12 protein-coding genes, 1 tRNA gene and 1 riboswitch are annotated in these 11,612 nt (G+C 52.1%); of the genes, 3 read left to right on the top strand and 10 right to left on the bottom strand.

Features of this window, described 5'->3' with window-relative positions; all coding sequences use genetic code 11:
* Nucleotides 1-10 precede the first annotated feature (10 nt).
* The 3 genes from ACLM7Z_RS06020 to ACLM7Z_RS06010 form a co-directional block, all read right to left on the bottom strand.
* Complete coding sequence (locus ACLM7Z_RS06020) at nucleotides 11-787, bottom strand: ABC transporter permease (protein ID WP_087018801.1); 777 nt, start codon at nucleotides 785-787, stop codon at nucleotides 11-13.
* Nucleotides 753-1,055: a thiamine-binding protein gene (locus ACLM7Z_RS06015; protein ID WP_087018804.1), complete on the bottom strand. Its 303-nt coding sequence runs from the start codon at nucleotides 1,053-1,055 to the stop codon at nucleotides 753-755. Before ACLM7Z_RS06015 ends, ACLM7Z_RS06020 begins: the two co-directional genes overlap by 35 nt.
* Before the next feature lie 72 nt (nucleotides 1,056-1,127).
* Nucleotides 1,128-1,237, bottom strand: a riboswitch (TPP riboswitch).
* Nucleotides 1,238-1,279: 42 nt separating this feature from the next.
* Entirely contained in the window at nucleotides 1,280-1,843 is a 564-nt protein-coding gene (locus ACLM7Z_RS06010) for a DUF3793 family protein (protein WP_087018806.1), read from the bottom strand.
* Between the two features lie 265 nt (nucleotides 1,844-2,108).
* On the opposite strand from ACLM7Z_RS06010, the gene ACLM7Z_RS06005 reads away from it, so the two are divergent.
* On the top strand, nucleotides 2,109-3,551 hold the full coding sequence (locus ACLM7Z_RS06005; protein WP_087018808.1) for a nicotinate phosphoribosyltransferase: 1,443 nt from the start codon (nucleotides 2,109-2,111) through the stop codon (nucleotides 3,549-3,551).
* Nucleotides 3,552-3,611: 60 nt separating this feature from the next.
* Here the strand turns inward: ACLM7Z_RS06005 and ACLM7Z_RS06000 are convergent, their stop codons facing one another.
* Nucleotides 3,612-4,199 carry an HAD-IB family phosphatase gene (locus tag ACLM7Z_RS06000; protein WP_087018809.1) on the bottom strand — a complete coding sequence of 196 codons (588 nt, stop codon included), beginning with the start codon at nucleotides 4,197-4,199 and terminating at the stop codon, nucleotides 3,612-3,614.
* A gap of 131 nt (nucleotides 4,200-4,330) precedes the next feature.
* Here ACLM7Z_RS06000 and ACLM7Z_RS05995 point away from each other — a divergent pair, with 131 nt between their 5' ends.
* Nucleotides 4,331-4,711, top strand: coding sequence for an HsmA family protein (locus ACLM7Z_RS05995; RefSeq protein WP_273349072.1), 381 nt, complete (start codon nucleotides 4,331-4,333; stop codon nucleotides 4,709-4,711).
* Between the two features lie 45 nt (nucleotides 4,712-4,756).
* Here the strand turns inward: ACLM7Z_RS05995 and ACLM7Z_RS05990 are convergent, their stop codons facing one another.
* From ACLM7Z_RS05990 to gdhA, 3 genes are all read right to left on the bottom strand, one after another.
* Nucleotides 4,757-5,629 carry a DegV family protein gene (locus ACLM7Z_RS05990; protein WP_165761084.1) on the bottom strand — a complete coding sequence of 291 codons (873 nt, stop codon included), beginning with the start codon at nucleotides 5,627-5,629 and terminating at the stop codon, nucleotides 4,757-4,759.
* Between the two features lie 17 nt (nucleotides 5,630-5,646).
* Complete coding sequence (locus ACLM7Z_RS05985; RefSeq protein WP_087018815.1) at nucleotides 5,647-6,015, bottom strand: VOC family protein; 369 nt, start codon at nucleotides 6,013-6,015, stop codon at nucleotides 5,647-5,649.
* Nucleotides 6,016-6,202: 187 nt separating this feature from the next.
* Nucleotides 6,203-7,546 carry an NADP-specific glutamate dehydrogenase gene (gdhA, locus tag ACLM7Z_RS05980; protein WP_087018817.1) on the bottom strand — a complete coding sequence of 448 codons (1,344 nt, stop codon included), beginning with the start codon at nucleotides 7,544-7,546 and terminating at the stop codon, nucleotides 6,203-6,205.
* A 539-nt stretch (nucleotides 7,547-8,085) separates the two neighbouring features.
* On the opposite strand from gdhA, the gene cls reads away from it, so the two are divergent.
* Entirely contained in the window at nucleotides 8,086-9,657 is a 1,572-nt protein-coding gene (gene cls / locus ACLM7Z_RS05975; protein WP_165761085.1) for a cardiolipin synthase, read from the top strand.
* A gap of 150 nt (nucleotides 9,658-9,807) precedes the next feature.
* On the opposite strand, the gene ACLM7Z_RS05970 is transcribed toward cls, so the two are convergent.
* The 3 genes from ACLM7Z_RS05970 to ACLM7Z_RS05960 form a co-directional block, all read right to left on the bottom strand.
* Entirely contained in the window at nucleotides 9,808-10,980 is a 1,173-nt protein-coding gene (locus tag ACLM7Z_RS05970) for an NAD(P)-dependent malic enzyme (RefSeq protein WP_087018821.1), read from the bottom strand.
* Nucleotides 10,981-11,154: 174 nt separating this feature from the next.
* Nucleotides 11,155-11,412, bottom strand: a complete 258-nt coding sequence (locus ACLM7Z_RS05965) for a hypothetical protein (protein WP_133058273.1) — start codon at nucleotides 11,410-11,412, stop codon at nucleotides 11,155-11,157.
* A gap of 112 nt (nucleotides 11,413-11,524) precedes the next feature.
* Nucleotides 11,525-11,600, bottom strand: a tRNA-Gly gene (locus tag ACLM7Z_RS05960).
* Nucleotides 11,601-11,612: the final 12 nt, after the last annotated feature.

Below are 11,612 nucleotides of genomic sequence, written 5' to 3'. Positions count from 1 at the left end.
AAATCCTCACTTAATCGTCGCCGTCCATATTGGAATACGGCATGCATTTCTTTTGCAGCAGGTTGACCAGCGCCATCAGGATCAGACTGATGGCGGAAATCAGGAAAATGACTGCAAACATCTTGTCAAACGCAAACGCCTTTTTGACGCGCGTCATGTATACACCCAGACCGCCGAAGCCGCCCAGCCATTCCGAGATCACCGCACCGACAATCGCATAGGCCGAAGCAATGCGCAGCCCGGAAAAAAACTGCGGCAGCGCAGACGGGCATTTGATATAGCGGAAAATCTGCCATTTGCCCGCGCCCATCGAGCGCAGCAGGTTGATGGAATCCGGGTCAATGCTGCGGAAGCCGTCGAGCAGACCGACTGTCACCGGAAAAAACGTTGCAATGACAATCAAAATGATCTTTGGCGTCATCTCATAGCCAAACCAGAGCACGAGCAGCGGCGCAATTGCCACGGTCGGGATAGTCTGGGAAATAACCAACAGCGGATAAAATGCCCGGTACAGCCAGGAAAACGCATCCATCAGCACCGCAAAGGCAAAGCCGATGGCAACACCGAGTGCAAGACCAAGAAACGCCTCCTCCAGCGTAATGACAGCATTCTCACACAGCAGGCCAAATTCCCCGACAAAGGCGCGAACGACCTGCACCGGAGACGGCAGCATATAACCGGGCACAAGCCCGCTGGCCGAAACCAGCTGCCAGACCGCCAGCAGCAGGACAATCGCAAGTGCGGCAGGCCCCTTACTGCTCGTGATGCTTCGTAACCTTTTTATCAATGGTCAGAATCTCTCCTTCCGGGCGGTACACTACCTTAATGTACGCGGAAACCGACGGCGCACCTGCACGGATGGCAATGTGCTGGCATTCCTTTACAATGTCCATCAGCTGGTCATAGTCCTCACCCTCAATCGTTGTCTCAAACGGGCCGACATAATAATGCAGGCCGGTGCTTTTGATATACGCAATGACTTCATCGACAATACGTACCAGTTCGGTTTCGTTTTCTGCCTCCGGCAGAGTCTGAATTGCAACGCTTGCTTTCATGCTACTTCTTCCTTTCTTTGTTCGCAGCGGTTTACACACAGAAAAAGCGCCTTCACCGGAAACGCGGCGAAGGCGCTGGCAGTTCTGTCACTCCCGCGCTGGCATGATCCAGATCAGGTCAAAGGGTCACGGAACAGTATCCGTTTCTCAGCCCGTCTGTCCGGACTCCCCTGATAGTCATTTAATATAGCACAAATCCTGCCTGTCTGCAACCCCGTGCGCCATTATGCAGCGACAACCAGCTTCATCAGCGGCACACCACGGCGGTACATACGCTTATACACGGCTGTACAGCGCTTATAGACATCGAAAGTCCGCTGCGCCCGGTCTGCATCGCCGTAGCACTTCCAATGCCCGCAGCAGGAATAGTTTTGTCCGCGGTTTTCAATAAATCCAATCACATCATGCAGCGGATAGCCCAGAAATACACCGATTTCATGCGGGAAATCCTCCTGCAGGCACAGGCGGCGCGACAGCTGGCACAGCACGCTCTCTGTCCCCTTCGACAGATCATAGCCGTTTGTGCGTAGAAATTCCGCCGTATCCGCCTGCGCCAGTGTGCGGCAGATCCAGTCCCAGCGGCACACATAAATCAGACATGCATGGGTACGGCGGCAGCGTTTGACCACACGAATGCGGATACCGCTCGCGCGAAGGCGGTTGTCCCACTCCTGCACCGAATGGTACAGCGCCGCATGATCGGGGCAACGGAACAGATTCGCAGGCTTCACTCCTGCCAGCGTCGGCGCGCACTGCTCCACCAGCATTTCTTCCAGCGTTTTATCCATGTCCTTCCCTCCATAATTAGCAAAAGCTAACTCAATTTTCCAAAAAGAGGGGCTGCTTTGACAACCCGCTTGCAGTTAGCCCTTGCTAACTGCCATTATGATACCAAACCAGTCCAGATTTGTCAATCCTTTCTTTTGTCTTTTCCGCTGTGCCTGTAGTTTCCCCTGTCGCCTGTCTTGCTATGTATGCGGACAAATTGATTGTACTGGCAAAATAGGGTATACTGAGTACATCAAACCCAACCGGGAACAGGAAGTGACTGTAATGCAACGAGAAAATCTTTCCATGCTCTGCGATTTTTATGAGCTGACAATGAGCAACGGGTATTTCCTCAACGGCTTTTATAAGCGAAATACCTATTTTGATGTATTTTTCCGCACGGTGCCGGACGGCGGCGGCTTTGCAATTGCGGCCGGACTGGAGCAGATCGTGCACTATATCGAACAGCTGCATTTCGAGGAAGAGGACATTGAATACCTGCGCTCGAAAAAACTGTTTGACGAAAAATTTCTGACCTATCTGCGCGAGTTCAAATTTACCGGTGATATTTACGCTGTGCCGGAGGGCACGCCGGTGTTTCCGAACGAGCCTATCCTGACTGTGCGCGCCCCGGCAATTGAAGCACAGCTGATTGAAACCTTTGTCCTGCTCGCCATCAATCATCAGTCGTTGATTGCTACCAAGGCCAAGCGCATTGTGCGTGCCGCACAGGGTCGTGTTGTGCTGGAATTCGGCTCCCGCCGCGCACAGGGTGCGGACGGCGCAGTCATCGGCGCGCGCGCGGCATACATCGGCGGCTGTGCCGGAACGGCATGCACGCTGACCGACGAGCTGTACGGCGTCCCGGCGGGCGGTACCATGGCACATTCCTGGGTACAGATGTTCGACAGCGAATATGAAGCATTCAAAACATACTGTGAGCTGTATCCGGACAACACAACGCTGCTGGTCGACACCTACAACACACTGAAAAGCGGCGTACCAAACGCCATCCGTGCCTTCAAAGAGATCCTTCTGCCGAAAGGGATCACCAATTTTGCCATCCGTCTGGACTCCGGTGACATCGCCTATCTGTCCCGGCAGGCGCGAAACATGCTGGATGAGGCAGGGCTGTCCTGCTGCAAAATCACCGCGTCCAATGCTCTGGATGAGCACCTGATCCGCGACCTGCTCATGCAGGGTGCCTGTATCGATACCTTTGGTGTCGGCGAGCGCCTGATTACCGCGCGCAGCGCACCGGTCTTCGGCGGCGTGTACAAGCTGGTGGCAATTGAAGCACCAGACGGCACCATTGTGCCGAAAATCAAAGTGAGTGAAAACACCTCCAAGATCACTAACCCGCATTTCAAAAAGCTGTACCGCTTTTTCGACAACGAGAGCGGCAAGGCACTGGCAGATGAACTGTGTATCTATGATGAGGTCATCGACCCGGACACACCGCACACAATTTTCGACCCGAACGCAACCTGGAAAACCAAAACGCTGACCAACTTCACAGCAAAAGAGCTTCAGGTTCCGATTTTCAAAAACGGCAAGCGCGTCTACGAGCTGCCGTCCATCCACGACATTCAGGCGTACTGCACCGAGCAGGTCGGCCTGCTGTGGGATGAGGTGCAGCGCTTTGAAAATCCGCACACCTATTATGTCGACCTGTCCCGCAGGCTGTGGGACATCAAGCGGCTGCTGTTGCAGGACTGCAAGAGCTGATTTCTCCTCTCAACAGCATGTGCCCCGCCGGTTGCCCGGCGGGGCACTTTTTGCATACGATTATTTTTTCTTTTTGCGCTTCTCCCATTCCGCCCACGGAATCAGTTCATCGCCGCGCACAATCCACGCAGTCTGTGCTTCGCGCGCAAGCGGCGTATCCGACAGCGAATCGGAATAGAAGGTTTCAATCTGCGCGTCGCCGAATACCTCGCGGAAGCGGCGCACCTTTTCCTCGCCCCAGCAGTTGACACCGGTGTATTTTCCCGTGTGCGCATCGACGCGCGATGCCATCAGATATTTGATACCCAGCTGTTCACAGGCGGGCTTCAGCAAAAATTCCGGCGATGCGGAAATAATTACATCATCCTCCCGCCAGGTCTTCTCTATGTACCACGGCTTGATGTTGCGGATATGTGTGCGCCAGAATTCCTGCACCACCTGCTCAGAATCACCGATGGCGGTCAGAAAGCGATACATCTGCTGCTTGGCCTTTGTCTTATCCCACAGCTTTGCGCCATACAGGGCAAAGCCACCGATGGTTCCCGGCACGGTGCGCAGCATCAGCGGCTTGTGCCGCAGGCAGTAAAAATAGAAATCTACCGTGCTGTCGCCGTGGTAGATGGTTTGGTCAAAATCATATACGTTCATCCGTCCATCCTCCATGTGTCTTTCTGATTTTATGATACACTGTGCGGTTATACCACGTCAAGAGGCGGTTTGCGATTCGCCGGGAATGTGCTATACTGGAGAAAATCATATCTATTCAGGAGGAACCTGCTATGTCACCCTTGCTGCTTGCAGCTATTCTTTTTATCACGCTGGCACTGATATTCTACACTACCGGTGTCTTTGGCGAACGCCGTTCCGGTACGCTGACCGTGCGCCATGTTGTCATCTTCTGGCTTGGCCTGTGCTGCGATACGACCGGCACGCTGTTGATGTCGCGCATCGCCTCGCAGAATGCGGGCGCGGGAAATCCACTGCACGCCGTCACCGGCACGCTCGCCATTGTGCTCATGCTCATCCATGCGGTCTGGGCGGTTTACACCCTGCGCCGCGGCACAGAACATGCACGTCACATTTTCCACAAATTCAGCCTTGCTGTCTGGCTTGTCTGGCTCATCCCATATGTGCTCGGCATGGTCATCGGCATGGGATAAACGCAAAAAAACAGCCGCAAAGCCTGCGGCTGTTTTTCATCTGGTTCAGTTTCCGCGCTTATCTCCGTAGAAAAACAGCGCAACGGTTCCCGGCCCGGCATGGGCGCCGATGACCGTGTCCAGCATATGGATTTCCACATCCTTCACCTCTGTGTGGCTGAGGATATAGTTTTTCAGGTATTCAGCATCCTCCAGACAGTCACCGTGGCTGATGGTGACCGGATAGCTGCCAATGTTCCGAATATGCGCATTCAGCTGCTTGCAGAGCATGTCGAGCGCACGCCGACGCCCGCGCACCTTTTTGTCCGCGATCAGGCGTCCGTCATCCGACACATACAGAATCGGCTTGATGCCGACCAAAGAGCCCATGACGGCGGATGATTTGGACACACGGCCGCCGCGATGCAGGTACATCAGATCATCCACTGTAAACCAGTGGACAACATGGGTACGGAATTCCTCCACCCATTCGACAAGCTGCTCAGCGGTCATACCCTCCGCCCGGCGCTTCGCCGCTTCACGGACAATCAACGTCTGTCCGCCGGAGGCGGCAAAGGTGTCGACGCAGTACACCCGGTTGGGATATCTGTCCTTCAGTTCGTCGCGCGCCATACAGCCGGACTGGAAGCTGCCACTGAGTGCGGAGGAAAAGCCGATATACACAACATCACGACAGGACTGCAAAATACCTTCAAAAACGCTGGCAAATGCGCCCACAGTCGCCTGGGATGTTGTGATACTTTTTCCCTCGCGCAGCTGCTGATAAAAGGATGAAAAAGGAACGGTTCTGCCGAAATCGTCTTCTACGGTGTCACAGCCCTCCAGTGTAAAGCTGAGCGGAACCGTACAGATATCGTTCTGGAGCAGATAGGACTCTTCAATGTCCAGAACGGAATCCGTGACAATAACGTACCCCATGGTATCCTCCTTCCGCATCATTCTGCCGGAATAATCTCGACCCAGTAGCCATCTGGATCGACGATGAAATAGATGCCCATCGCTGCATTTTCAAAGCAAATGCAGCCCATTTCCTGATGCTTTTCATGTGCCTCTTCAAAATTGTCCGCGCGCAGGGCAAGGTGAATTTCATTTTCACCCAGATTGTATGCCTGCGGATGCTCACGCAGCCAGGTCAGCTCAAGCAGATGCGGCGTCACACCGTCACCCAGATAAACAATGGTAAATGCGCCGTCCGGCCCGTGGATGCGGCGCGTTTCCTTCAGTCCCAGCGCCTCCTGATAGAACGCAATCGAAGCGTCCAGATCCTTTACATTTATGTTATTATGTGCAAATGTAAACTGCATATGCATTCCCTCCCATAAACAAATATCACTGATCGTATCTATTATACGTGGATTTCCGTGCTTTCGCAATGGTCTGTCCCCATTTTTCACAATCTCTCCGCATTTTCCGTCTGTTTGCACAAAGAAAATCCCCTGCGGACGCATCCGCAGGGGACTGTGTATTCAGCTTTCTGTCGGGGGAAATAAATTACATAACACCCTGAGCCTTCATTGCCTCGGCAACCTTCAGGAAGCCTGCAATGTTAGCGCCTGCAACCAGATTGCCCTCGCAGCCATATTCCTTGGCAGCAGCAGCAATGTTGTGGTAAATATCGACCATGATCTGATGCAGCTTGCTGTCGACCTCTTCAAAGGTCCAGGACAGACGCTGGGAGTTCTGGCTCATCTCCAGAGCGGAGGTAGCTACGCCGCCTGCGTTTGCAGCCTTTGCCGGAGCGAACAGAACGTTGTTGCTCTGGAATACAGCGATTGCTTCCGGAGTGGACGGCATGTTTGCGCCTTCGCCGACAGCCTGTACGCCGTTGGCAACCAGAGCCTTTGCATCCTCTTCGTTGATCTCGTTCTGGGTTGCGCACGGCAGAGCGATGTCACACGGAACAGTCCAGATGCCCTTGCCCTCGAAGTACTTCGCAGTCGGAACAGCGTCAACATATTCCTTGATGCGGCCGCGGCGAACTTCCTTGATTTCCTGAACAACCGGCAGGTTGATGCCGTTCTCGTCTACAACGTAGCCGTTGGAGTCAGACAGTGCGATAACCTTTGCGCCCAGCTGGGTAGCCTTCTGGGTAGCGTAAATTGCAACGTTGCCGGAACCGGAGATAACAACCTTCTTGCCCTCGAAGGAAGTGCCATGATCCTTCAGCATTGCGTCAACGAGGTAGCACAGGCCGTAGCCGGTAGCCTCGGTACGAGCGAGGGAACCGCCCCACTGGAGACCCTTACCGGTCAGGACACCAACATACTCATTGCGGATGCGCTTGTACTGGCCAAACATGTAGCCGATTTCACGCGCGCCGGTGCCGATATCGCCAGCCGGTACGTCGGTGTCAGCGCCGATGTGGCGGCACAGCTCGGTCATGAATGCCTGGCAGAAACGCATAACTTCTCCATCGGACTTGCCCTTCGGGTCGAAGTCGGAACCGCCCTTGCCGCCGCCGATCGGCAGGCCGGTCAGGCTGTTCTTGAAGATCTGCTCAAAGCCCAGGAACTTGATGATGGACGCGCAGACAGACGGATGCAGACGGATGCCGCCCTTGTACGGGCCGATTGCGGAATTGAACTGATAACGGAAGCCGCGGTTAACCTGAACCTTGCCGTTGTCATCAACCCATGCAACGCGGAACTGAATGCCGCGCTCCGGCTCAACAATGCGCTCAAATACGCCAGCCTCAACGAGGTCCGGACGGCGCTCTGCGACCGGCTGGAGAGACTCCAGAACTTCATAAACTGCCTGCTGGAACTCCGGCTCACCGGGATTGCGCTTTACAACGGTGTCATAGACACCCTTCAGATAGGTGTTGGTGATTGCCATATTTCATTTTCCTCCATACAAAATGGTTTGTTCACATCTTCGGTAAAAATAATACCACAAGAATGGCAATTTGAAAATACAAAAATTGCAAAATTCATAAATTTTTCTAAATCGCTCTTCTTTTTCCCCTTGTTCTTCCCCTTTTATCGTAAATTTTGCTGAAATTTTAGGGGAACTCCGAGGTTTTGCGCTGGATTGTCCAGTTTTTGCAACGAATTATGCCTGCTATGCTGTTTTTGCACAATTTCCTGCAAAATCTATATTCTACTACTTTTTAGTTATTTAGCCAGACTTTTCGTTCAAAATATATTTCTTTTTTTGTTATGCATCGCGACGAAAAACCGTCTGATTTTGCAGGAATTCTGTTGAAGTGCTGCAAATTGTTTTTTTTATACGGACAACTGTCTTTCTCATGTGTGCACAAAAACGCGTCAAAAACGTACACATGATTGACTTTCCGTTCAAAAATAGGTATCATGTGGACAGTATACAGGCTCTCACACAGTGGAAAAAGACCATCTTTTGGAGGATTCCAATACATGCAAAACCGTAGTTTTCCAAGAAAAGCCAAAAAAGCCAGCCAGAAAGTCAGGCGGTCGGTGTTCAGCTTTCTATTCAATCGTCTGACCATCAGTGCATTGCTGATCCTGCTTCAGCTTGCCCTGGTTGTGTCCGCATTCGTATTTCTACAGGGTCGCATCAAACACCTGTACAACATTCTTCGTGTCATCAGTCTCGTGGTCATCATCTGGCTGATCCGCAAGCCGGATAACCCCGCCTATAAGATATCATGGATTATTATTATCCTCATACTCGCGCCGATTGGCTCTCTGTTCTACCTGTTCTGGGGCAATACGCCGTTTAACCGTGCGCGTCTGATTAAAATTCGTCCGATTGATGTGACACGTATCGAGCCGTCCCATCCCTCCGCGACACATGAGCTGTGTACCCGTCTGCCGCGCCACAGGCGCAACTGCCAGTATCTGCACAGCATTGCAGAAATGCCTGCCTGGAAGGATACTGCTACAGAATATTTCCCGGTCGGTGAATTTATGTTTGAATCCATGTTGTCTGAGCTGAAAAAAGCAAAGCGATTCATCTTCATGGAATTCTTTATCATTGACCGCGGACATATGTGGGATGCAATTCTGGATATTCTGCGAAAAAAAGCCGCAGAAGGCGTCGATGTCCGCGTGATGTACGACGATGTCGGCTGTATCTCCAAGCTGCCGCACAATTACAGCAAGACGCTGGAGAGCATGGGCATTCGTGTGATCCGGTTTAACCGCTTTGTTCCGATGCTCAACACATATTTCAATTATCGCGACCACCGTAAAATCTGTGTCATCGATGGAAATGTCGGATACACCGGCGGCATCAACCTTGCCGATGAATATATCAACGAAAAGGAACGCTTTGGACACTGGAAGGATACCGGCGTCAAGCTGACCGGCAGCGGTGTTGCCAATCTGACCGCGCTGTTTTTACAGCTGTGGGATTTTTCCGTCGGTTCGACCACGGAAAATCTGGAAGATTATCTCCCCACGATTACCGCACCCAGCGACGGTTATGTGCAGGCGTTTGCCGATTCCCCATTGGATGATTACAACGTCAGTGAAACCGTATTCCTGAACATCATCAACAACGCCACACGCAGTGTCTATATCACCAGCCCTTATCTGGCACTGGATAACGAGATGATTACCGCACTGTGCAACGCGGCGGAATCCGGTATCGATGTACGTATTGTCACGCCGGGCATTCCGGATAAAAAATCCGTCTATCTGATTACACGTTCCTATTATGCCCAGCTCATCCGCGCCGGCGTGCGCATCTATGAATATACGCCCGGCTTTATCCACGCAAAAATGATTGTTGCTGACAATGATGTTGCGGTTGTCGGCACCATTAACATGGATTTCCGCAGTTTTTATTTGCATTTCGAGTGCGGTACCGTATTTTATCGCGGCTCTGTTGTCGACAAAGTCCGTTCGGATATTCTGGAAACCATCGAAAAATCCGAAGAAATTGACGCGCACTGGATCAAATCCTATCCATGGATCAAATCCATCGGCGCTTCGCTGCTGTCACTGCTCATTCCGCTGATGTAATCGAAACATCTGGTGCAACAAATTAAACCAAATAAAACCGCGGGATGTACCTTTACGGCGCATCCCGCGGTTGTTCTGTCCGGTTATTCCCAATTATATTTCGTGTGCAGTCAGTTCCTTTGCCTGCTTGCCGGACAGCTGTCTGTTTGTTTAGATTCTTGCAACGCCGCTCTCGCGTGCAGCCTTGGCAACCGCAGTCGCAACCGCATCCCTGACGCGCGGGTCAAATGCCTTCGGCATGATATTCTCCGCACTCAACTCCTCGTCGGAAATCAGATTTGCAATCGCATATGCCGCTGCAATCTTCATATCCTCATTGATATCGGAAGCACGGACATCCAGTGCGCCGCGGAACACACCCGGGAATGCCAGAACATTGTTGATCTGGTTCGGATAATCCGAGCGTCCCGTACCAACGACTGCCGCGCCGCCGCGCTTTGCCTCGTCCGGCATAATCTCCGGAACCGGATTTGCCATGGCAAAGACCATCGGATCCTTTGCCATCGTGCGAACCATGTCCGCAGTCAGTACATTCGGCGCAGACATGCCAAAGAAGATATCTGCACCCGACAGGACATCCGCCAGCGTACCCTGCTTGTTTTCCGGGTTGGTGACAGTCGCCATATATGCCTGTTCCGAATTCATCTGCTCACAGCCTTCATACAGTGCGCCGAACTTATCGCACATGATGACATCCTTCAGACCCATGCTGAGCAGCAGCTTGGTGACCGCAATGGCAGCCGCACCGGCGCCATTGACAACCATCTTGATTTCCGACAGCTTGCGGCCCGTCAGACGGCATGCGTTAATCATTGCCGCTGCACAGCAAATGGCCGTGCCATGCTGGTCATCATGGAAGACCGGAATATCACAGCGTTCCTTCAGTTTGCGTTCAATTTCAAAGCAGCGCGGTGCGGAGATATCCTCCAGATTGATGCCGCCGAACGAACCTGCCAGCAGTGCAACCGTATTGACAAATTCATCGACATCCTTGGTGCGGACGCAGAGCGGGAATGCATCAACGCCACCGAACTCCTTGAACAGGGCACATTTGCCTTCCATAACCGGCATGCCTGCTTCCGGGCCGATATCACCCAGACCAAGAACCGCAGAACCGTCCGTAATAACGGCTACCAGATTGTGTCGGCGGGTATAGACATAGCTCAGATCAATATCCTTTTGGATTTCCAGACAGGGCTGTGCAACGCCGGGGGTGTATGCAATCGACAGATCATCTGCATTTTCCACCTTGCAGCGGGAAACAACTTCAATCTTGCCCTGCCAGTCGCGGTGGGCCTGTAATGCTCTTTCTTTCTGGTCCATGATGTCCTCCATTTTCCGTGTTCGTATTCTCAGATTCTTACATTCTACCACTTCACAGAGGCAAATACAAACTGTATTTTCCCGGTCTGCCCTGTACATGTTATACAAAACAAATGCGTCTGTTATTTGGCTTCTTCTTTGTTACAATTTATTCACAGGATTGTCACAAACTCTTTACCCCTGCGTGGATATTCCTTCATAATTTTTCGATAGAATAGAATTACAGAAAAGCACAGGAAGACAATGTGAAATTCCACTGTCCCGCTGCCATTGTCTTCCGTTCCGCAGTGGGCAGGCTAAAAGCATCTGCTGAAAAGCAGTCTCTATATACTCTCTCTTAACTGTTGTTTTTCCACTTATCTCTTCTTTTTTACCTCTTTTTTCATCCACCTTTTCTACCGCAAAATCTCCAGCTGAGCCGAACAGCTTCACCCTGTTCGGCTCAGCGTCTTTTTATGCAGAAATTTCGCGGCGGGCAGCGCGTTCGTTTCGCATCTCTGTTCCTGCATACGAAAAAAGCAACCGAATCTCTCGGTTGCTTTACTGGAGCGGATGACGAGGCTCGAACTCGCTACCTCCACCTTGGCAAGGTGGCGCTCTACCAGATGAGCTACATCCGCATGTTTTGTTGT

This window comes from Butyricicoccus porcorum, from assembly GCF_051246315.1.
Taxonomy (GTDB): Bacteria; Bacillota; Clostridia; order Oscillospirales; family Butyricicoccaceae; genus Butyricicoccus_A; species Butyricicoccus_A porcorum.
This window is presented reverse-complemented; position numbering and strand designations above follow the sequence as displayed.